The sequence below is a fragment of the Bacteroidota bacterium genome (assembly GCA_016722375.1).
Taxonomy (GTDB): Bacteria; Bacteroidota; Bacteroidia; order Chitinophagales; family LD1; genus Bog-950.
In genome coordinates, this window is sequence record JADKJG010000005.1 from 192182 (window position 1) to 214960 (window position 22779).

Genomic DNA, 22779 nt, shown 5'->3' on the forward strand with positions numbered 1-22779 from the left:
GTTATAAATAAAACCATGAAAAATAAAATTCTCATCACCGGTGGCGCCGGATTTATCGGTAGTTGTCTAGCCGATAGGCTGATTGAAAACCCCGACAATTTTGTGTTGCTTGTAGATGATCTTTCTACCGGAAATATCAAACGCCTGCCCAATAAAAAACATACTAATTGGAAATTCATCAAGTGCGATTGCAACGAGTATCGCGATATATCTGCCGTGATGATGGCCTACCGGTTTGACTATGTGTTTCATTATGCCGCCGTAGTGGGAGTGAAAAGAACACTGGAAAATCCGGTTTCGGTTTTGCGCGATATACAGGGTATTCGCTATGTACTAGAGTTATGTAAAAACACCGGAGTGAAACAGGTGTTCTATTCTTCTTCCTCCGAGGTATATGGTGAACCTTTTGAGCACCCACAAAACGAATTGACCACGCCACTCAACTCCCGTTTGCCATACGCGGTGGTGAAAAATGTGGGTGAAGCGTTTATTCGTTCCTTCAAACAGGAATATGGTTTGGATTACACCATCTTCCGCTTTTTCAATACATACGGTCCGAAACAGAGTACTGATTTTGTGATGTCGAAATTCATTAAAGCAGCGGTGGCAGGCCACAAAATATCTATTTACGGTGACGGTAAACAGACGAGAACATTTTGCTACAAGGACGACAACATTGATGCTTGCATCAACGCCATGGAAACAAATACGTATTTGAATGATGTGGTCAATATAGGGAGCGATAACGAGATGACAGTAATCGAACTAGCTCAAGCAATTATTAAAATAACAAACTCAAAATCAGAAATGGTTCATCTGCCCGCCCTAATAGAAGGGGATATGACCAGAAGAAAGCCGGATATTGCCAAGATGAAAAAGATATTGGGCAGACCGATGATAACAATTGAGGAAGGAATCCGCAAGACTATCGAAAGCGGACAGTATAACTTCTAATCCATGACGAATAAGAAACCAAAAATTCTAGTCACCGGTGGCTGTGGCTACATCGGCTCGCATACCATAGTAGATTTATTGAACCACGGCTTTGATGCCATCAGCATAGACAGCAATATGCGGTCGAAGGCGGCCACCACAGAGCGCATCGAGGCGGTTACCGGTAAAAAGATTGTCAACCACCCAATAGATTTGTGCGACAAGGAAGCCGTCCGTAAAATATTCAAAGAGGAAGGAAAGATAGACGGTATCATTCATTTTGCTGCTTTAAAATCGGTTCCCGAATCGGTGAACAAACCCTTGCTTTATTATCGCAACAACCTAGATTCATTGCTCAATCTTCTTGAACTTGCCGAAGAATTCAGCATCCGAGATTTTGTGTTTTCATCGTCCTGTTCGGTGTATGGCAATGCTACTGAATTGCCGGTTATGGAAACCACTCCCTTAGGTGATGCTGAATCTCCCTATGCGCGCACCAAGCAGATGGGCGAAGGCATCATACACGACTTTGCGAAGATTTCTGAAGCTGGAAGATATATTATGCTTCGCTATTTCAATCCGGTGGGCGCACATGAAAGCGGAAAACTGGGAGAAGATTCTACCGACGTGGTGACCGCCATCGTTCCCCGTATTACCGGTGTTGCGATTGGAAAGTTTAAAGATTTCACTGTTTTTGGAAATGACTACGATACCCGCGACGGCACCTGTGTTCGTGATTATATTCACGTGATGGATATTGCAAATGCACATACCAAAGCGCTACAATATCTGATGGAAAATAAGAATCAGGAAAACTGTGAGGTGTTCAATCTAGGCACCGGTAACGGAGTTACGGTACTGGAAGCCATCCATTCTTTTGAGAAAGTGAGCGGCGAAATGCTGAACTGGAAAACCGGAGCACGTAGGTCGGGTGATGTGGTTGCTATTTACGCAGACAATCAAAAAGCAAAAGATAAATTGGGTTGGAAAATTGAGCGCGACCTCGACCTCATGATGCGCACAGCTTGGGAGTGGGAAAAAATTCTCGCCGGTAGGGCGTGAAAATACTTCCAGCACCGAGCCGGAGGAATGTTTATTTATATTTACTTTTGAGTGGGTCATTTCAGTGCACATGTTGTTAGAAATTAAACAGGAAGGGCGGTTCAAATATGCCGAGACCGGCACCGGTGAGGTGCTGTTATTGTTGCATGGATTATTTGGTGCGTTAAGCAATTTTGAACATCTGATCAACAGTTTTTCGGATAGGTTCAGAATCATAATTCCGATATTGCCCCTGTATGATTTGAAGCCCGAGCAAACCAATGTAGATGGCATGCTCGATTATATTGACGGGTTCATCCGCCATAAAGAAATTGATAAGTTACATCTGATTGGCAACTCGTTGGGTGGGCATATCGCTCAGCTTTATTATTTGCTGCGGCCTGAAAAAATAAAGACCATGACGCTGACCGCCAGTTCCGGCTTGTTTGAAAACACTTTGGGCGACGCCTATCCCCGAAAGGGTGATTATGAATTTGTGCAGAAGAAAACACAGACTACATTCTATGATCCAAAACACGCTACTAAAGAATTAGTAGATGAGGTTTTTGAAATTGTAAACAATCGAGAAAAAGTGCTGCGCCTGATATTTATGGCCAAATCTGCCCTGCGAAATAATCTGCGCGAACAGATACCCGGCATGAAAGTACCGGTATGTCTGATTTGGGGCGAAGACGATACCATTACTCCGCCCTTTGTTGGAAAAGAGTTTCATACGCTGCTGCCCAATTCCGAATTACACATTATCAAACAATGCGGACATGCGCCCATGATGGAAAAGCCGGAAGAATTTAACCGCCTATTAGAACAGTTTTTGAATAAATGGTTATGATTGCCTCATTGTATCAAGGAATTATTCGCCAACTAATGGCGAACTTTTCAGTGAATTATACGTCTATATATATAATGAAGGGCATCCTATTATGATTACTCCACAACTTATCTCAGATTCTATACCTCCGGTTTATATGACCGACTCGGTGGAGAAGGTGCGGTCTGTCATGCAAGAATATTTTGTGACCGAGCTTCCTGTTTTGGACGGAGAAAAATATGCCGGCTTGATTTCTATAGAGGAAATCAATCGGTTGCAGAATAAGAAAAAGCCACTAAAAAGCTTTGACCTGACTTTAAACAAGCCGCTGGTATTTCAAAATGCCCACATCTTCGACATCATGAGGGTAGCTGTAGAGTTTAATGTGCGGATGGTGCCGGTGGTAGATGAAGACTTGAATTATTGGGGAATCATTTCTTCCCAGAGTTGTCTGCGCTCTTTTGCTATGCTCAGTTCGGTAAAAAGCCAGGGAGCAGTTTTAGAATTGGAGACCGATGCCCGCAATTATTCTGTTTCAGAATTGTCGAGAATTGTGGAAGAAAATGATGCAACGATTCTCTGCCTCTATTCTGACCGCAACCAAGCCAACGGAACGGTGGAAGTTACTATCAAATTGAATACGACTGATATTTCGGCACTCATCGCCGCCTTTGAAAGGTATGAATATATCGTGCGCAATATCTATAACGAAACTGAATACACCGGTGAAATCAAAGACCGGTATGATGCCCTGATGAGGTATCTAAATGTTTAGCTTCCATCTATGAAGGCGTGTGCGCATTTGGCCGAGACACACTCTGCTCACTAGAGACAGTTGACCGCTTTTATCATTCAGAGCTAAATAGTAGCTGAGAACTATTTTCTTGGGAAAGGTAGGCACAGATCAAAAAAGCGGGACATTTTCTTTTTTTGCCACGAGAGAATCCACACAATCATACCAATCCTTGAAAACTAAAATGCCTTCGTCTGTTTTCCGGTTTAAAAAATTTGAGGTCGAGCAAGGCCGCTGTGCGATGAAGGTGAATACAGACGGCGTACTGTTGGGGGCTTGGAAGAATAAGGGCGATGCAACGCACATATTGGATATTGGCACCGGTACCGGTGTCATCGCCTTGATGATGGCGCAGGGAAATGAAGGGGCTCAAATTGATGCGATTGATATTGATGAAGAAGCCTGGAGGCAGGCAAAAGAGAATTTTGGTCACAGTCCCTGGGCAGAGCGGTTGACGGCTTTTCATTCCTCCTTGCAAAATTTTTTGCCGAACAGAAAATATGATTTAATCATTTCTAATCCCCCCTACTTTGTAAATGATTTTAAATCTCACCGCCATCAAAGAAACGTTGCCCGGCATGGAATCGAATTGGACTACGATGATTTGCTTATCGGCATCAAACACTTACTATCCGAAGAAGGCAAGGCGCTTTTGATTCTTCCTGTTGCCAATTTCCCGCTGTTTCGTGAAAAGACCACCCTGCGAGGATTATTTGTAACCACTACGACAGAGGTTGTGGCTGTAAAAGGAATGGATCCTTATGTGTTGATGATACAAGTGGAGCGAATTAACTCCGGAACAGAGAAAAGCACTATTACCATCAAGAAAGAGGATAATACGTTTACCGAAGCATATAAACAGTTGACCCGTGATTTCTATCTGAATTTTTGATTGGATGCTTCTCTCTTCGTAGGAGAGGCTTGTTTCAAACTTCCCGATGCGTTGCTAAGTTCACTTTACTTCTTAGAGTCCCCAACCTATAAAAAGGAGAATCTACGAGGGTGGATATTCTACTGCTTCGCAAACTTGGCCACCGCAACTACGCTACGGTTGCGTTTGATATAAGCCGTATAAATACCCGAAGGGTATGAAGAAATATTCAGTTTCTGAAAACCACTGTATTGAGGCAGTGCTTGTTGATGTATCACTTGTCCTAATTCATTCACTATCTCCATACTTACCGTTCCGTCTTTACTCCAATCCGTAAAACCATAATCTACTGTTACAACATCGCTTGCTGGGTTCGGAAACGCTTTTAGTACTTTTTCCTTTTCCACTCTTTCCCTTTCATCATTACTTCTATAAAATAAATTCCATTAGCAGAAAGCTCAAGTCAAGGTTATAGATATCACACTGACTTGGGTACAAATGCAAATATGCCCAAATCAAAACTGTGCAAAAAACTCTCCTTGTTCAAACTTGATAAAATCCGGATCAGAGGCACTACATTTTCCAAATGAATCAACTTTAAGACTTAATGAGAACCTTCCCTTTACTACCCGATTACTTAAATCAAAACTGTCGATAGTAATCCAAGAGGTATCTCCGTAGTTATGTTTATAGGCGGTACAAGCTACGTCTATTCCACCGTAATTATCAAAATACATATAGTTGAGTATAGGAAGGGTGTCCTCAATCCCGTTCACTGAATTGAAATAAGTCATTCCGGTTGTGGGAATATGTATAAAGTAGAGAAGATTATAGTTTCCCCTTTTTTTATTGGATAAGGTGATATTTAACTTACCAATATCAATATAAGCATAAGCCGTTGCTTCCCAATTTGAGCCGTTCTTTAAAGCCGACCCAGCATAGAGAGAATCCTTTTTACATCCTGATATTCCAATCGATAGGATTAGAATAAATGATAACGAAATTTTCATTCGGCTATTGATGTACGAACCGAGAAATGTAAGTACTCTTTTTTTCATCCACAAGCTTAACAAAATATATTCCCTTACTTAAATTTGAACAAGAGAATTTAACCCAATTCTCTCATTCGGCTACATCCCGATAATTAAAGCAAGCGACGGACCTACCTAATTCATCAAAAACAACAAGATCGAATCTTTCCTTTCCGGATAGAAAGACTGGATTTTTAACGTAATCACTAGTTGGACTTGGATAAGGGATTCCTAATTGTAACTCCGAATTGTTTGAAAGAGCATCCTGTTCTTCCAAGTGTTGCGAAGCGCACTTGGAAGAGATAATAATTGAAAGTCTTTGTGCCGTTGGTGTTTAGTTCATCCATTAAAAACAAATATAGTGAACGTCACTAACAACCCAGTTGGGTGGAGAGGTGCCCGCTAAATTACTCTCCCCTGAAATCTTTAAGGAATCCAAAATCATCTTTGCCGTGATAATAAAAGCTCGCAGATGAATATTTGTAATCTTCCGGAAATATTGACAATCCCCATTTTTCTTGTACCGGGTTATCATGAATGTAATCCGGTTTTTGCAAAAACACCTTTTCTGTAAACAAATCAATACTCAACGAATTTCGTTTCCAAATTGGATATTGACGGTCTCTAGCGTTCACCTTGAATTCTTCTCAAAAAACTTGATGATGACGCTCGCCTGACCGGACGGGCAGGGTTGCACTAAAAATTATTTTGGAAACCTAAACACCATCAAGGGCGGTGAAATTTTAGAACGAATTTTTACAATGGACACCGATATATTATGAATAAACGTTAGATTGCTTCATATCCATCCACCTTGCCATTTGTTAAAAAGCGGTCTCCCAAAACAATCCCTTAATATATTATCAAAAAATAGCGAAATCAGGCGATTTGTTTTTTTTTCTGTTAATTCATTGATTTCCCAGAAATTTCCAGACTGTTTTTGTCACAGAAATAGGCAAAACTGCCACGGAAATAGGCAAGTCCGTGACAGAATTAGGACAAGTCGCCACGAAATTAGGGAAGTCTGCGGCGGAAATACCTAAGTCCATCGCAAAAACAGGGAAGTCCACCACGGAAATAGGACAGTTTGTCACGGAAGTAGGGAAGTTCATCATAAAAATAGGGAAGTCTGTGGCAGAAATAGGCAACCTCGCCACAGAAATACCTAAAATCGTGGTGAAAACAGGGAAGGAAGTAGTAGAAAAACACCACACGGTTCTCGGCAAGATGGTATTCGGTAGAAAGGCTTGATAGTTTCTATTTAACTTCCACCAATATCTTCCGAAATTGGTATTCGTTTCTTAGAATTACCCGAAATCAACCGTACAGATGGTGGAATAGAACCAAACCTCGGAGGAGATATTTGTCACATTAAAGTATCGGGAAAGCAAATTTCTACACCAGCACGGCCTCCATGCTTATCGCGAGGTTCAGTACTTTAGAGACCGGACAATTCGCTTTGGCATTTTGAGCACATTCTTCAAACTTTTCTTTGGTGATGCCGGGCACTTTGGCTTTCACTACAAGGTGAGAAGTTGTAATGCTTCCGCCTTCGAGCGTAACGGTGGCGCTGGCTTCGATAGATTCGGCGGTGGCACCGGCTTCACCTAATACAAAACTCAGCTTCATGGCGAAGCATCCTGCATGAGCGGCGGCAATCAATTCTTCGGGGTTGGTACCTTTGCTTTCTTCAAAGCGGGTGTTCCAGGCATAGTGGTTTTGAGCAAGTACGCCACTTTGGCTGCTGAGGTGTCCTTTGCCTTCTTTTCCGGTGCCGCTCCAAACGGCAGTAGCTGTTCTTTTCATCTTTTTTGTTTTTTAGATTAACTCAATTTCTGTTCTGGCGAAAATAAAAACTTTCAGCCTTTTTTGGTTTCACCGGTCGGGAAGGACAGCCGGTTAGGGTAATAAACACAAAGCCATTACATTTGCGGGCTTAATCTTAGAGTCTTGCCTAAAGTAACCGAGCATCTGGCGAAAGCCAAATCCACCCTTTTCTCTTTTGAGGTCTTGCCTCCGCAAAAGGGAAAAACTATTGATGATTTGCTGAACGTCATTGAGCCATTGCTGGAGTTTAAACCTCCGTTCATTGATGTCACTTATCACCGCGAAGAAATTATTTATAAAAAAAGGCCGGATGGATTAGTAGAGGAAGTTCCTTTGCGCAGACGTCCGGGCACGGTGGGTATTTGCGCTGCCATCAGAGGCCGATTTAATGTGGATACGGTGCCTCATTTGGTCTGTGGTGGCTTTACGCCGGAGGAGACAGAAGACGCACTGTTCACCCTACATTATCTCGGCATCAACAACCTGATGCTGTTGCAGGGAGATTCAGAAAAGAATTCAAGGGCTTCGGCAGTTCCAAAAAGCGGGGTGCATAAACATGCTTCGGAATTAGTGCTTCAGGTAGCAGAAATGAATAAGGGCAAGTTTCTGCATGAAGAAACCGAAAATGAAATGAAGACAAATTTCTGTATCGGTGTGGCAGGCTATCCTGAAAAACACTTTGAATCACCCAACCTGAATACAGACTTAAATTGGTTGAAGCACAAAGTAGATGCGGGCACGGACTATATCGTAACGCAGATGTTTTTTGACAATAAAAAGTTTTTCAATTTTGTAGAAAAATGTCGTGCTAAAGGAATAGAGGTTCCGATTATTCCGGGGATTAAACCTTTTTCGACCAAATCACAGCTACATATTTTGCCGAAGATGTTTCATATTGATATTCCGGAGGCATTGGCGGACGCGGTGGAGAAATGCAAAGATGATAAAGCGGTGAAGCAAGTAGGTATTGAATGGGCTATTCAGCAATCGAAAGAATTGAAAGCCGCCAAAGTTCCTTGTCTGCATTATTACACGATGAGCCGCTCGGAAGCAACTATTGAAATTGCACGAGCCATTTTTTAAAACCCTTTTAGTATGATTGATTTTATTTTAAAGCTGATACTCAATGCACTGGCTGTCATCATTACGGCCTATCTACTACCGGGGGTTCATCTCACCGACTTTTGGTATGCGGTGATTCTAGCAGCCTTGCTGGCTCTGTTGAATGTGTCGGTCAAACCGGTACTTATTTTTCTGACTATTCCGGCCACTATCATTTCGCTGGGGCTGTTTCTGTTGGTCATCAACGCCTTTATCATCATTATCGCTTCTTGGATTTTGGAACCGAATTTCAAGGTAGATGGATTTTGGTGGGCATTGCTGTTCAGCATACTGCTTTCGGTTATCGGCAGCTTGTTTGAGCGTTTGACAATTAAAGCGAAGCATCGCGAAGATTCTGTTAAGGTATTCGATAAGGACGGTAACCGGATTGCGTAAACCCCGAGTGTAGCGAAAAGTAAGCGACGCTTTCCACATACTATCATTCATTAAAAATTCTCACAACCCTTTTCTTCTAAATTCGCTCTCATTATTAATTCAATCTGTCTGATGAGATTAAAATTTGTCATTGTTTTTTGTTGCTCTTGGTTTGCCCTGTTTATAAATGCCCAAAATCCTTCTGAACCCTGCGGAACGGATCAATACCGACATGAATTATTTAAACAGGATCCTTCCGCCTTGGAAAAGTGGATGCAGATGGAAAAAAATATAGAGGAATATCAGAGTCGTCCGGCAGAACACAATGCAGAACGAAGCTTGATTGTGACTATACCAGTAGTGTTCCACGTCATTCACAGTGGCCAACCTTTAGGTACGGGTGTAAATATTTTGGACGCACAATTGCTTTCACAATTAGAAGTATTGAATACCTGCTTTCGGAAAAGAAATTCGGATGCCGCATTGATTCCAAGTTGGTTCAAGAATAGAGCCGCCGATATGGATATTGAATTTTGCCTTGCTCGATTTGATCCTGCAGGAAATCCTACCTCTGGAATTACCCGACACGACTTTACCAATATCAGCAACCAAAATTATTTTGATAATGTGATCAAACCTGCTACCATTTGGGATGCGGATAAATATCTGAACATCTGGACAACAGAACTCTTGCCTCCGCTGTTGGGCTATTCCACCTTTCCCTGCTTGTTTCCAAAGAATCAGGATGGTGTAGTACTTGATTATCGCATGGTAGGCAAAACACCGGTTAATCCTTTTCCGGGCAATAAAAATTTGGGTAAAACGGGAGTACATGAGGTGGGTCACTGGTTGGGTTTGTTTCACAACTTTCAAGATAGTTGTGCCGGAGGGACACCTCAAACTTGTAGCCTAGACGGTGACCGCGTATGCGATACGCCGCCAGAAAAAGAGGCAACCTATGGCAAACCAAATTTGCTTCAAAACACTTGTACAGAAACACCGGTGGATGATTATGATATGTGGATGAACTATATGGACTACCCGGATGATGATCAGGTTTGGATGTTCACCTACGGGCAAAAAGAACGAATCAAGGCGGTGCTCAATAATTGTCGTCTTTCTATTCAATCTGCTTTAGGCTGTACCGATCAGACTATTAATTTTCCTTATAGTGGTCAGGTAGTAGATATGCAAACATCTTCAGGAGTTTCGAACGCAAAAATATTGTTTGATGGGCCGCTGAAATTTGAGGCAACGGCAGATGCAGGTGGTGTTTTTTCTATCCCCAATCTGGTAGAAGGATATTATGATGTGTATGCCGGAAGTTGGGGCTATCGGACCAAACTGGATACGATTCACGCCTATTTCGACTCGGGTACCGGTTTCCGCACGATTCGACTTCAGGGAAATCATTATTACGATGACTTTCTTTTCGATTTCGGCTGGACCAAATCTAACACGGCCTCTTCCGGATTCTGGGTGCGTGAGAATCCAATCGGGACTTACTTTGGTGGTAGCTTGGCTAATCCCTCTTCAGACCTGCCCGATGATTTCGGTTTAAAATGCTACGTAACCGGTAACGGTGCGGCGAACCCATTAGCCGACGGAGTAAACAATGGTTCTGTGTCCTTGATTACCCCTTCGTTTGATGTTACAGGCTTTGCAGATCCATATATTCATTATTCACGCTGGTATTTTAACGGAGGCATGGTGCCTTCCGGCGATAATATGTTGGTTCGATTGACAGATGGTCTAAATACTGTAACGATTGAAACCATAGATACTTCAAATCAGCCAACCAATATTTGGACTGAAAAGGTCTTTCGAATAGCTGATTTTTTAACACCGGGTAATAATATGCGAGTGAACTTTGTTGTAAATGATGTTCCCGGTAGTAGTCAGAATATTGTAGAAGGTGGCCTCGACCGGTTTCAAATTACAGAAGGCCCGGTTGGAGTAAAAAATATTGATGGAGGAGAGACCAAGATGAATGTTCGGCTATATCCAAATCCTTCGACCGGAAGGACGATATTAGAATTTGGTTTAAATAAACCGGAACCGGTTACCGTAAAAGTTTACAATTTGATAGGAGAAGAAATATTGCGTCAGGAAAGTATGGATTCTAAAGTTGGAAGATTTTCATTAGACTTTTCCGGCTATGCTTCGGGTTTATACTTTGTTTCCGTTAGCACCACACATTCAGAAAAAATCTTAAAATTTTCTCTACAACGATAAACTTAAGGTGTTAGGATGTATCCAACTCCTGCAAGGCGGCGTTATATAATCGCGCTTTAAAAATTTTAAAATGAAGAAACTGCTTTTGTTTTTTATTGTCGCCTCCGGGTTTTACTCGTGCAAGACCTTGGTTCCCTTCACCGACTCCATGAAGCAACGTTACAACTGGACTGATGAGCAGATCCGCAGCATACAGTTTTATGTTTCTCATGATATTATATTACAAAGACGGCTATCAAATTCCTCAACTGAAATAGTGCAGGGAAAGATCAAAATGAAGCAAGGGAAAAGGGTGGATGAAATATTGATTCGTTCAGGAACACCAGGTGTATTGACTGAAATACCTCGTGAAAACAAAATGATGGTGAGCTTTGAAATGGGCGACGATCACTCGCTCAGTTTCGGCATCAATCCAAATATGGGTGATAAGTTTGTTCTGTTGGCATCTGAATGGAATAATGGCAGCGGCAAAGTACACTATTCAGGTCTGGAATATAATACCGACCCCGATAGCCGTTATGCTCACCTGTTGGTGAACCTGCGCAAAATTGATAAAATGCAGGTGCGGCAACGAATAGCCGGGGGGAGGAAGATTAAATAGTTTTTGTGTTAGTCTTTAATGCAATCATGTTCATTAGCTCCATCGGTTACTTCAACTTGATATCCATCTTCACCGGTTGATGATCTGAGTAGGCAAACTGCATATCGCTGGTTTTCACTTGCAGCACTTCGATATTTGGAGAAACAAAATAATAGTCAATTACCGTCGTGAAAGTTGTTGTTGGGTCATAGGGAAAATTGTTTTTCCGGTTGGAAGGAATAGCAGGGTCATAAACATAAGACCATCCGGGTATGTAGATAGAGTCATTGTTCATGAGATAAAGTTCATCTTCCTCTTTCTGCTTTTCCCATTGATGTACATTAAAGCCCGGAGGAGCGATGTTCCAGTCGCCACCGACTATCACATAGTTTCCTTTGGCATACTCGTCTTCCATTATTTTCTTAGTCAGCGCTCTTTGCTCTACCTTCACTGTCCCTCCTTTATCATAAGCCTCGAAATGTGTATTTATGACTACGAGATTCTTTCCATTCTTAACCGGAAAGCGCTGCAACAATAGGCATCGGTCTAAGTAAAAGTAGCGGCGGGGAAAGTCTGAGATGCCGGGTAGGGATATGCGCTGTGATTCTGAAGGCAGGTAACGACTGAGAGACTGCAAGCCGCCAAACACTTCACCGATAGGATTAGTGAATGGAAAGGGCAAAAACTTAACATCAAAATTTGGTGCAAAGGCCGAAACATGTTCGGGCAATTGTTTTTGAATTTCTTTCACCTGATCTGTTTTCCAACTTCTTTTACTCTTCCGGTCGGTCTCCTGCAAAAGGATAAAATCTGTTTTGCGGTTCTCGACGAGATATTTTTTTATGCCTTCTAGGTCCTTGGTTACTTGTGCCTTAGGGGCGGTCACCATTTTACCTCCATCATAAAAGAAATCAGTTTCAGCACCCAGACCGGCATAGCCGATATTCCAAATCAAAAGGCTAAGCACAGAATCTTCAATCACCACCGGTTGATGAAAGGAAGGATTCTCCATGTTAACCGCGATATCTTCCACCGGTTTGGGCCGGAATTTGGTGAGCACGCCAAATAATATCATGCCTCCAACGTAAACGACCGCTGCCAAAACCAAGATTCCGAAAACGAGTAGTATCTGTTTCATATATTCCGCTTTGAACTGAACACAATATAATTCCTACTTTTGATAACAAGCAAACAAATCGAAAATTATGAATCACTTTGAATGGAGTTGGACACAAGAAGGCGTGAAGTTCTATGCTCAGGGATGGAGCCCGCCGCAGACCAAAGGAGTGGTTTGCCTGATACACGGATTTAATGAGCACAGCGGAAGATATCGGCATGTGGCGGAGCGATTATGCCAAGCGGGATATGCGATGCTGAGCTTTGATGAATTCGGTCATGGCAGAACAGAGGGCAAACGCGGATATGCGCCCTCCTATGATGCAATGCTTGATTCAGTAAAGATAATTTTAGACGAAGCCAATACCCGCTTTCCAAACACGCCCATATTTTTGTATGGGCACAGCATGGGCGGTGCGATTGTGGTGAACTTTATTTTAAAACGATCGTCAGCGATAAAAGGTGCCATTGCCACCGCGCCTTTATTCAAGCTGGCTTTTGAGCCACCCGCTTTCAAGGTGTTCTTAGCATGGATGATGAAAAGCATTTACCCAAAATTTTCGGAGAAGGCTAACTTAGATGCAGATGCTATTTCGCGAGATAAAGAAGAAGTTCGGAAGTATATTGCCGACCCCTATAATCACGGCCGGATTACCGCAGGGCTTTTCTTTGGTATGCACAAAGCGGGTAAATGGGCTTTGGCTCATGCCGGCGAATTAAAAACTCCTTTGTTGATCATGCACGGCACTGCCGACCGGTTGACCTCGTATGAAGCCTCTAAAGAATTTTCGGAAAAGGCTTCAGACCAATTCCTCACCTTCAAAAGTTGGGAAGGCTATTATCATGAGCTTCACAACGAGCCAGAGCCGGACCGCACCGAGGTAGTGAATTATATTATCAAATGGCTCGAGGCATATTGAGCCAATGAAGAAACCGCTCTATTTAGTTTTGTTGCTGTTGTTTTTGTCTGTGGGATTTTTCGTTCTGCGCCATCCTATCCTGCGCTCCTTTGTCACCTTCTTGATTCATGAGGATTCCTTGCAGCACGCCGACGTCATGATTGTTCTTTCGGGAGGGGGATTCGACCGTGGGAACGAAGCGGCGAAAGTATATGAGCAGGGTTTTGCACCTAGAATTATCTGCACGGGTGGCAATCCGGTAATTGAAATGAAAGTATTTGGAATTGATACCTTGGAAAGTGATATGACCGCCGCCAACCTTCGGCATCATCATATTCCCGATTCGGTCATCATTGAATTGCGCGAAGGAACCAGCACGAAAGAAGAAGCAGCGGTTATTCTGAATTATTGCCAATCAAACGCTATTAAACGAGTGATTCTAATTACTTCTTTACTCCATACAGGCCGAGCAAGGAATACTTTTTATAAACAATTACACCCACACAATATTGAGGTCATGATGCACGGTGCTCCCAGTTCTCGTTTTGACGAAATGTATTGGTGGCAAAGTGAAGACGGATTGATTGCCGTGAACAATGAGTGGATTAAACAGTTGTATTACTGGATCAAAATCCGAAGTTGAAAATAGCTGTAGTTCCTAAGCTAGTTGACCGACTAATCTTTCACTAATTTTCTTTGGATTTGTGTATCGCCCGAAATAATGCGCAACACATAAATTCCCGAATTTAGCATAGAGCCATCCAGTTCCATACGATTCATTCCTTCGTTAACAAAGGATTCAACCGGCTGCATTACTTCTCGGCCATTCAGATCATAAACAGCTACACTGACTTTTCCCGCTTTTAGTAAAGAGAGATTTAATATCGTATAGCCATTTGTTGGATTAGGGAAAAGAGTGGCCTCTTCAATCGACGCTGTTTCATTCAGACCGGTCACCATCACATTACCGATATTGATGTCATCTAAATAGAAGTTGTTGGTTTGGATCGAACTGAACAGTTGGAAACGGAAACGCACATTCGGCTGCCTCAGATTGAGATTTGATGGAATAGAGATATTCACCTTTTTCCAAGAACCCGCTTCTTGCAAAGGCTTCCAAGAGCCTACCCAACTGCCCATGACCAACCGGGTGCCTCCGATTTTGTAAATATTTTTCCAATTCACACCACAATCGCTTGAGGCAGAAACTACTAATGAATCTTCCCAAGAAGGAGGAAACCCGTTCCAACTTGCTAGGGAGTAAAAAAATGAAAGCGTCATTTGATCAGGAGCCAAAGAAGACATATCTATTCCGGGCGAAACAATTTCATCTATATCACGGTTTGCACGAGTGAAATAATTATTGACAAAGGCACTTCCCGTACCGGTATGTGAGACTTCGTTGGTTTGTTGAAACCGGGTATTGTTCTGGTCATAGTTTACGGATGCCCAGTCAACATCAAAAATGCTTGAGTATTCAAATCCTTCATAGTAAGGCGCATAGTATAACCCATTACTGTATCCGGTGAACACGGCAAACGAGTCTACTTTTGTACTGGACTTATCGGGGTTATCAAGATTACGTACGGTCAAACTGACCCGATGCCAACCATAATCAAGAAATTGAACTACCGGGTTTTTAAGCGTGGAACTGGAGGGACTTGCATTGTCAAACTCCCAGTAATATTCGTCTATCTGAGCATTATCCGAAGCATCATAAAAATATACAGATTGATTTGAACAGGCATACCGCTTGGACAAAGCAAAATCTGCCACCGGCACACCGACCAATGGCACGGTGTTCAGCACGCCTGTCGCAATCAGATTTTCGCCAGAATATAAATTAGATCGCTGAGAAACTGTAGAACTCAAAGCGGCTAGCATCCTGTCTTTTTGACCTTCTGTAAACATGTTTGAGCAATAGGAATAATCCATATAGTTCTGATAATTTTCAATCACTCCGGGGTTACATTCCTGCGCATTTTGAGGATAGGGACAAAAATCCCATCCTTTAGTTAAAGGAGTATCATCTACCTCATCATCTCCACAAGACATACGTGGGCTATTGGTATCTCCCCAAGTGTGTTTTAGATTCAGGTAATGCCCGATTTCATGCGTCAAAGCACGTGACCGAACCGGAGTGGAGGTGCCTATGCTGCCCACGTAATTGTGAAGAATCATAATGCCATCCATGCTTGGTGTATTATAAATACTCGAAACTCCTCCCGGATAGTAGGCATAGCCTGCTGCACCTTCCCTCATGGTTTTTGCGGTCCAGACATTCAGATATTTTTCTCGTGGCCATGAACTTAGTTTGGAATAATCATCGCCCACAAATGTTTGTACCGTGTTAATACGGTCTATACCGTTGGTAATATTTCCCTTTGGATCTATATTGGCCAATCGAAATTCTATGCCGATATTTCCAATGTATTGTTGCATGGAGGGAATGACCAGTGAAGTATCTGCATTGCGTTTATTGTAGTCTGTATTCAGAATACGCAATTGATCCATTATCTGCTCATTTGAAATATTTTCTGCTCCTCCCTGATGGAGAATATGAAAAACTACTGGAATGATAATAGGCTCAGAACGTTGTGCCTGACTGCTCTTATTGTTCTGGATGTATTGCTTAGTAAAGTCTTCGAGTTTCGCTTCTTCCGCAAGAATTTCAGGATGCAAAGCAATGCGCTGCCTCCTCATTTCATCAGTGCCACACCGAAAGGTTTCGCTTTGAGAGAAGGATTGAAAATGAAGCAGAAGAATAAGGGCAGAAAACAAGAAAGTAGTAAAACGAGTTCTTTTCATATAGCGTAACTAATAATCAACAAACAACTATTTTTTATAAGGTTTTTAAAATCTTGATTAGGCAAATAAAAAAACTCTCATTAAACCATTCTAACTACAAGATATATTTTGTGGATAAATGTTCAAAAAATGACACTGAGATGACAAACGAACAAGGCCCACTCATTTGAGGCTATTTATAGAAGAAGGCTGCTTTCATAATCCATACCTAAAAAACAGGCCTCTGATAATCTTCTGGCTTGTCAGCCGCTGCGTTTATTTAGAACCATTTTCTTTTCATGAAAATAATTACTCCAAAAGATGAAAAACCTAATGATATCAATAGAACTATCCAAAAGCCAGATTTGTTATTCTCCAGTGCATTGGGCACATTCATTCCATATAAACTTGCAATTAAAGTCGGTATCATTAAAATTAAAGAAATGGATGTAAGTTGCTTCATAATAACATTAAGGTTATTAGATATTACCGAAGCATAAGCATCCATCATACCACTTAGAATATTGCTATAGACATTAGTCGTTTCAAGTGCTTGCCTTAATTCAATTTCAACATCTTCCACCAATTCATAGTCAAAGGTATCTTTAAGATGCTTCGTGTTTTTTAGTCTATGGACCAAAATGTCGTTGCCTTTTAAAGAAGTCGTAAAAAAGACTAAACACTTTTCTAGTTGCAATAAGGTTTGCAAGTCTTCATTTCTAATTGATTTCTCCAGTTGATTTTCAGCGGACTTGATATTTTGGTTTATCTGTTTTAAATATTTTTGAAACCAGACGCTTGATGATAATAGCAATCTGAAAACTAAATAGTAACTGTCTTTAATTTTTATCCTTTTCCTTTTTGTATAAGTAATGAAATCCGGAATTACTTCGGAATTATGAAAACAGATGGAAACAAAAATATCGCCTTTGAATATCAACCCAAGAGGGATGGTGGAAAAGGGCGATTTTAAATCAGCACTTTTATAAGGAAGTCTTAAAATTATCAAAGTCCATCCATCTTCTATCTCGATGCGGGGTCTTTCATCCACATCTTCTATATCATTATAGAACGCTTCGGGAATTTGAATTTCTTGAAGCAAATATGCTTTGTCTTCTTGGGTCGGCTGTTCAATATTTATCCAACATTTTGCTTCCCATTTTTCAATTGAAACTAAGCCAATTCCGTCTTTTAAAAAGGTCTTCATACCGTCTCCCCCGCCTGTTAAAGAATAGAGGCGAGGTGTTTAATCCCTATTCAAGTTGAACAATCAAAACAATAATCGTCCATAGCCTTGGATAATTAATTTCTGTGTTGCAAAAATATTGTTTTTTAAAATGCCGGTCACCATTTTTATAATGGCTGTCAAGAGAACAGGAACTAATTGTCAAGGAGATTCTAGTGGATGTTGACTGTAGCTCTTAACTAAATGGCTTTAAACATGACGATTACAGAGAAAAATATGGATTCGCAGATTTAGTGGCAAAGCCTGTTTTGAGCTAACAGGTGCCGAATAGCAGCTAACTGGTACCTGTCTTTAGCTGATTGGTACCGAATAGCAGCTAACAGGGACCGAATAGCTACGATCAGGCATCTGTCTTTGGCTAACAGGTGCCGAATAGCCACTAACTGGGACCTATCTTTGGCTAACAGGCACCGAGTAGCTACTAACAGGGACCTGTCTTTAGCTAACTGGGACCGAGTAGCTACGAACAGGGACCTGTCTCTTACTAACAGGGACCGAATAGCTGGAGATGGGTACCGAATAGATATAAGTCGGTCAAAAGCGGAAAGGGAAGAGGACAATTTGGCAGAATAACTACAGCCATTCATCCGAGATACATACATCATTGTAAATAGCTCATAACTCCTGCAAGCAGATAGGCTATGGCTACCATACAATAATAGGTTAGCATACAATATTCTCGTTAGGTTAGACGTATCATATATATGGAGGCTAGCATGGAACCGGCTTCTTGTCTTTATATATAGTAGGTAGGGGTGATGCAAATTATGTATGTATATCTATCGCTGAAAGCAATTGTAAAAGGGCTATATTTACCACTATATAACCGTAATAGAACATTTTAGACAAGCATAAATTTATTTACTTAAAATAACACAAGATGAAGGACGAAAAGAAAAAACTCACATCGGTTTCAGGGAGACCAATAGCCGAAAATCAAAATGTAAAGACAGCAGGGAAAAAGGGCCCCATGCTGTTAGAAGACTTTTGGTTTCTTGAAAAACTGGCTCATTTTGATAGAGAAGTAATTCCCGAAAGAAGAATGCATGCTAAAGGTTCTGGTGCTTTTGGAACTTTTACGGTTACTCATGACATTACCAAATACACCAAGGCAAAAATATTTTCGACGATTGGCAAAAAAACAGATTTGTTTGTTCGTTTTTCGACCGTTGCCGGGGAGCGTGGTGCAGCAGATGCAGAAAGAGATATTCGAGGATTTGCCATTAAGTTTTATACCGAAGAAGGTAATTGGGATTTAGCCGGGAATAATACACCGGTATTCTTTCTTAAAGACCCTTATAAGTTTCCTGATTTGAACAAAGCGGTGAAACGCGACCCCAAAACAAACCTGCGAAGCGCCAATCACAATTGGGATTTTTGGACCTTGCTGCCCGAAGCACTTCATCAAATTACCATTGTCATGAGTGATAGGGGAATTCCTAAAACCTACAGACACATGCACGGTTTCGGAAGCCATACCTTTAGTTTTATTAATGCTAAAAACGAACGGTATTGGGTGAAGTTTCATTTCAAATCGGTGCAAGGAATTCAAAACCTGACCAATGCTGAAGCAGCGGCAATCGTAGGCAAGGACAGAGAAAGCAATCAAAGAGATTTGTTTACGGCGATTGAAAAAGGTGATTTTCCTAAATGGGAATTGAAAGTCCAAATCATGCCGGAAGCAGAGGCTAAAACCTACCGTTTTGATCCGTTTGATTTGACCAAAGTATGGCCACATGGCGATTATCCCTTGATAGATGTGGGGGTTATGGAGCTCAATAAAAATCCGGAAAATTATTTTGCTGATGTGGAGCAAGCTGCTTTTAATCCGGCTAATGTGGTTCCCGGCATCGGGTTCTCTCCAGATAAAATGTTACAAGGACGATTGTTCTCCTACGGCGACGCACAACGTTATAGATTGGGAGTCAATCATTATCAAATCCCGGTAAATAAGCCCAAGTGTCCATTTCATAATTTCCATCGCGATGGGGCCATGCGTATAGATGGCAATGAAGGCTCCACGCTGCATTATGAACCTAACAGCTACGGACAATGGCAGGAACAAAAGGAATTCGTAGAGCCTTCTTTAGAATTAGAAGGTGCTGCATTTCATTATGACCACCGGGAAGATGAAGACTATTACACACAACCGGGTAATCTTTTTAGAATCTTGACGGCAGAACAAAAACAAGTGTTGTTTGACAATACGGCTGCTGAGGTTGGCGGTGCCGAAAAATTCATTCAAGAAAGGCATATTTCTAATTGCTATAAAGCAGACCCTGCTTACGGGAAAGGTGTTGCTATGGCTTTGGGAATCAATATCAGTGACTTGAAGTTGTAAAGAATAAAGCGCTCTATAATCGAGTAGCCTCTTTCAGCCAGATGTCTCTGAAGGCGAGAGAAGTTCATCGTGCTGCTCATGCAGGTTAGGCGTATTAAAAAAACCAGCAAGACAATTACTTCTTGTCTTTCAATGAAAGAGACAGAAGGAGCCATTATGTACCTATAGCAAAAAGCAATTTTCTTGTTCTTAGAGGACATGGACCGGAGTTGTTGTCCGGAGGAGTAAATTAGCTAACCGTTCCAAAAAGAAGCTATGAATAAGCCCTTGTATCAATTTTTTGCAGAAGATCATCACCGGATTGATCAGTTGTTGTATAAGATGACTGAGCAACCAAACGAAATTGAAATGAATTATTACCATCAATTTCGAAACCGGTTATTGCGGCATATTAAAATGGAAGAGAAAATCCTTTTTCCGGCAGCAAAAAGGGCAGATCAAACATTGATGCAGGAACTCATTCCAAGGTATCGGCTTGAGCATGGAGCACTGACTGCGTTAATGGTGCCCCCACCTACTACATCTATAATTGGAGTGGTTAGGTATCTTTTAGAAAGACACAATCTGGCTGAAGAGGAGCCGGGCGGATTGTATGAAATTTGTGAGGCATTGACGCACGATCAAACGCAGGAGCTTTTAGATCAACTTATAGTTACGGAAGAAGTTCCCTTGCATCCTCCAAATCCGGCACCCATCGCAATAGAAGCTGCCAGGCGAGCTTTAGCGAGAGCAGGCTATGATTTTGATGAAATCGTCCAGCTCTCTAACGAGTAGTCAAGGATAAAAAATCAAAAAGGAGCATAAAAAAAGGGAACCATGTTGGTTCCCTTTATGAAGATTATTTTTTTGTTTTGATGACTCTCACTTTCCATTTTTCAGGACCTTTTTCAATATATTCCCACTTAAAAGGTTCTTTACTTTCTGCTTCCATTTGATAATAAAGAGGCAAAGGATCATGGTCGTTGATAAATTCAAAAGCTTCCCCCGATTTTATATCGGCAAAGGCTTTATAAAACATTTCATGCCGCTCTGTGGGTGGAAAAGGGCGTAAGTCAAATTCGTTAACCACTGAAAAGCCATCATCTCCTAAACCGCTTTTTACCTTTTTAGTTATGTGAATAACGTATTCATTGGGCTCTTGCTTTTTATATATCCAAGCATGTTGTCCCTCAAATTTATTTACAAAAATTGCATGAATTTCTTTTGGGTCTTCTGCAGCGATAATTTCCATGGTATCACCTTGCTCCATCATACCGTACCGGTGGAATACAATTTGTTTCCACTCATTTTCCTCTGCTTTCCTAAGGTCAAGCAAAGTGGATATATCCGTAAACTCTCTTCCCTGTGAGGCCTCTGTACGAGTAACTTTCACCTTCCACTCTCTGCCTCCACGATTGAGATATTCCCAACCAACCACATCTCCATAAATCGAACGAAACTCATAATAGAGAGGGATAGGATCGTGATCATTGATAAAAACAAAACTTTCATCAACGGGTAATTCCTTGAAGAGCTGTATCAATTTCTTATGTCTTTCAATAGGGATAAGCACGCGCATATCCAACTCTTCTTTCTGTATTTGATTATCCATGGTAATTTAATTTTAGGCCTAATGGTTTATTTGTTTGGTTTGGTTATGAGCGGCAATATTACTGATTAAAACATAAGGAGGTCTGGTGCCAAATTAAATTACCTGCATTTACTACCTATTGAATTATTAAGGTTACTAAAGGTCGTTAGGCACTTATATGAAGTCCAATTTTCTCAAATTAAATTTGGTGGTGGATGTCTTGCCTTTGAGTAGCTGCAAAACTTTATGAAGGAGCGACTGACAAACAGAATATAATGCTTCGAGCCCCTAATTTTCTTTTGTGGTAGGGAGCCGCGACGAATATTTAATCAATCAATTCACATTGACAAATATTTTTCGACGCTGTATTGTTTAACATCATTTATCCCATGACTGATCTCCTTTCTTCAAAATGATATTACCTTTGACCTTCACGGTCGATCAGTTACCACCCAATTTTCTTTTTTGAGTAACACGATGGAAACTTCACAACCATTTATACCCGTTGACAGCATTCCTTATACTGACAGATCAGTAGTAAGTGAAATCATCCTGAAAAAGCCAACAGGCAGCGTTGCTTTATTCGTTTTCGGGGTCGGGGAAGGATTGGCAGAACATACTACATCCCACGAAGTACTTTTTTCTAAAGAATTTTCAGTCATTAATTCAGCTAAGTAATAGAGATTGTAAAACCATAAATCCAATAAAAATGAAAAAGATATTAATTGCCTTAGACTATAATCCAAGTGCACAGAAAGTTGCAGAGACCGGCTATCAATTAGCAAAGTCCATGGACGCCAAAGTGATTTTATTGCACGTAACCTCGGACTTCAAGTATTATTCATCCTTGAACTATTCGCCCATTATGGGGTTTGATAGTTTCAGCAATATGATTGAAACAGAAGGTAGTGATGAGCTAAAAAGAATGGCGCAAAACTATTTAGACAGTTCAAAAAAGCACTTGAATGATGAAACGATTCAAACAACTCTAAGAAGTGGTGATTTTGCCAAAGCGATATTGGATACTGCAGCGGAATTGAAGGCGGATGTGATTGTTATGGGCACACACAGTAGGAGAGGGGTAGAGAAGATTTTATTGGGAAGTGTAGCGGAGCAAGTTTTAAATCACAGTTCAATACCGCTATTTATTATCCCTACCCGGTCTAAAGAAGAAAAATAAAGAAGGCAGGTTGAGTGGAGTGGA

23 protein-coding genes are annotated in these 22779 nt (G+C 41.3%); 15 read left to right on the forward strand and 8 right to left on the reverse strand.

Going from position 1 to position 22779, the window contains the following annotated elements:
- Positions 1-15 precede the first annotated feature (15 nt).
- From IPP77_08205 to IPP77_08225, 5 genes are all read left to right on the forward strand, one after another.
- Entirely contained in the window at positions 16-954 is a 939-nt protein-coding gene (locus tag IPP77_08205; GenBank protein ID MBL0309643.1) for an NAD-dependent epimerase/dehydratase family protein, read from the forward strand.
- 3 nt (positions 955-957) lie between these two features.
- Positions 958-1995, forward strand: coding sequence for a UDP-glucose 4-epimerase GalE (gene galE / locus IPP77_08210; protein ID MBL0309644.1), 1038 nt, complete (start codon positions 958-960; stop codon positions 1993-1995).
- Between the two features lie 70 nt (positions 1996-2065).
- Complete coding sequence (locus IPP77_08215; GenBank protein ID MBL0309645.1) at positions 2066-2824, forward strand: alpha/beta hydrolase; 759 nt, start codon at positions 2066-2068, stop codon at positions 2822-2824.
- Between the two features lie 91 nt (positions 2825-2915).
- The gene (locus tag IPP77_08220; GenBank protein MBL0309646.1) at positions 2916-3578 is read left to right on the forward strand and encodes a hypothetical protein; all 663 of its coding nucleotides are present in this window, start codon (positions 2916-2918) and stop codon (positions 3576-3578) included.
- A gap of 190 nt (positions 3579-3768) precedes the next feature.
- Positions 3769-4488 carry a methyltransferase gene (locus IPP77_08225; GenBank protein ID MBL0309647.1) on the forward strand — a complete coding sequence of 240 codons (720 nt, stop codon included), beginning with the start codon at positions 3769-3771 and terminating at the stop codon, positions 4486-4488.
- Positions 4489-4607: 119 nt separating this feature from the next.
- Here the strand turns inward: IPP77_08225 and IPP77_08230 are convergent, their stop codons facing one another.
- From IPP77_08230 to IPP77_08240, 3 genes are all read right to left on the reverse strand, one after another.
- The gene (locus IPP77_08230) at positions 4608-4874 is read right to left on the reverse strand and encodes a T9SS type A sorting domain-containing protein (GenBank protein ID MBL0309648.1); all 267 of its coding nucleotides are present in this window, start codon (positions 4872-4874) and stop codon (positions 4608-4610) included.
- A gap of 108 nt (positions 4875-4982) precedes the next feature.
- Positions 4983-5525: a hypothetical protein gene (locus IPP77_08235; protein ID MBL0309649.1), complete on the reverse strand. Its 543-nt coding sequence runs from the start codon at positions 5523-5525 to the stop codon at positions 4983-4985.
- Positions 5526-5905: 380 nt separating this feature from the next.
- The gene (locus IPP77_08240) at positions 5906-6133 is read right to left on the reverse strand and encodes a hypothetical protein (protein ID MBL0309650.1); all 228 of its coding nucleotides are present in this window, start codon (positions 6131-6133) and stop codon (positions 5906-5908) included.
- 349 nt (positions 6134-6482) lie between these two features.
- Between IPP77_08240 and IPP77_08245 the strand changes: the two genes are divergently transcribed.
- Positions 6483-6749, forward strand: a complete 267-nt coding sequence (locus IPP77_08245; GenBank protein ID MBL0309651.1) for a hypothetical protein — start codon at positions 6483-6485, stop codon at positions 6747-6749.
- A 144-nt stretch (positions 6750-6893) separates the two neighbouring features.
- Here IPP77_08245 and IPP77_08250 read toward each other — a convergent pair whose 3' ends face one another.
- Positions 6894-7304 carry an OsmC family protein gene (locus IPP77_08250; GenBank protein ID MBL0309652.1) on the reverse strand — a complete coding sequence of 137 codons (411 nt, stop codon included), beginning with the start codon at positions 7302-7304 and terminating at the stop codon, positions 6894-6896.
- 144 nt (positions 7305-7448) lie between these two features.
- Between IPP77_08250 and metF the strand changes: the two genes are divergently transcribed.
- The 4 genes from metF (at position 7449) to IPP77_08270 (ending at position 11637) form a co-directional block, all read left to right on the forward strand.
- Positions 7449-8408: a methylenetetrahydrofolate reductase [NAD(P)H] gene (gene metF, locus IPP77_08255; protein MBL0309653.1), complete on the forward strand. Its 960-nt coding sequence runs from the start codon at positions 7449-7451 to the stop codon at positions 8406-8408.
- A gap of 12 nt (positions 8409-8420) precedes the next feature.
- The gene (locus IPP77_08260) at positions 8421-8822 is read left to right on the forward strand and encodes a phage holin family protein (protein MBL0309654.1); all 402 of its coding nucleotides are present in this window, start codon (positions 8421-8423) and stop codon (positions 8820-8822) included.
- 258 nt (positions 8823-9080) lie between these two features.
- Positions 9081-11036 carry a T9SS type A sorting domain-containing protein gene (locus IPP77_08265; GenBank protein ID MBL0309655.1) on the forward strand — a complete coding sequence of 652 codons (1956 nt, stop codon included), beginning with the start codon at positions 9081-9083 and terminating at the stop codon, positions 11034-11036.
- Positions 11037-11106: 70 nt separating this feature from the next.
- On the forward strand, positions 11107-11637 hold the full coding sequence (locus IPP77_08270; protein ID MBL0309656.1) for a hypothetical protein: 531 nt from the start codon (positions 11107-11109) through the stop codon (positions 11635-11637).
- Positions 11638-11683: 46 nt separating this feature from the next.
- Here the strand turns inward: IPP77_08270 and IPP77_08275 are convergent, their stop codons facing one another.
- Positions 11684-12754: an endonuclease/exonuclease/phosphatase family protein gene (locus IPP77_08275; protein ID MBL0309657.1), complete on the reverse strand. Its 1071-nt coding sequence runs from the start codon at positions 12752-12754 to the stop codon at positions 11684-11686.
- 67 nt (positions 12755-12821) lie between these two features.
- Here IPP77_08275 and IPP77_08280 point away from each other — a divergent pair, with 67 nt between their 5' ends.
- Together IPP77_08280 and IPP77_08285 are read left to right on the forward strand one after the other, a co-directional pair.
- Entirely contained in the window at positions 12822-13652 is an 831-nt protein-coding gene (locus IPP77_08280; GenBank protein ID MBL0309658.1) for an alpha/beta hydrolase, read from the forward strand.
- Between the two features lie 4 nt (positions 13653-13656).
- A complete protein-coding gene (locus IPP77_08285; GenBank protein MBL0309659.1) occupies positions 13657-14274 on the forward strand; it encodes a YdcF family protein in 618 nt (205 codons plus the stop codon).
- A gap of 32 nt (positions 14275-14306) precedes the next feature.
- On the opposite strand, the gene IPP77_08290 is transcribed toward IPP77_08285, so the two are convergent.
- Positions 14307-16439: a T9SS type A sorting domain-containing protein gene (locus IPP77_08290; protein MBL0309660.1), complete on the reverse strand. Its 2133-nt coding sequence runs from the start codon at positions 16437-16439 to the stop codon at positions 14307-14309.
- 259 nt (positions 16440-16698) lie between these two features.
- Complete coding sequence (locus tag IPP77_08295) at positions 16699-17625, reverse strand: magnesium transporter CorA family protein (protein MBL0309661.1); 927 nt, start codon at positions 17623-17625, stop codon at positions 16699-16701.
- Positions 17626-18544: 919 nt separating this feature from the next.
- Between IPP77_08295 and IPP77_08300 the strand changes: the two genes are divergently transcribed.
- Both IPP77_08300 and IPP77_08305 read left to right on the forward strand, forming a co-directional pair.
- Complete coding sequence (locus IPP77_08300; protein ID MBL0309662.1) at positions 18545-20005, forward strand: catalase; 1461 nt, start codon at positions 18545-18547, stop codon at positions 20003-20005.
- Positions 20006-20260: 255 nt separating this feature from the next.
- Entirely contained in the window at positions 20261-20779 is a 519-nt protein-coding gene (locus IPP77_08305) for a hemerythrin domain-containing protein (GenBank protein ID MBL0309663.1), read from the forward strand.
- 64 nt (positions 20780-20843) lie between these two features.
- On the opposite strand, the gene IPP77_08310 is transcribed toward IPP77_08305, so the two are convergent.
- Complete coding sequence (locus tag IPP77_08310) at positions 20844-21596, reverse strand: DUF2249 domain-containing protein (protein ID MBL0309664.1); 753 nt, start codon at positions 21594-21596, stop codon at positions 20844-20846.
- 688 nt (positions 21597-22284) lie between these two features.
- Between IPP77_08310 and IPP77_08315 the strand changes: the two genes are divergently transcribed.
- Positions 22285-22755, forward strand: a complete 471-nt coding sequence (locus IPP77_08315; protein ID MBL0309665.1) for a universal stress protein — start codon at positions 22285-22287, stop codon at positions 22753-22755.
- Positions 22756-22779: the final 24 nt, after the last annotated feature.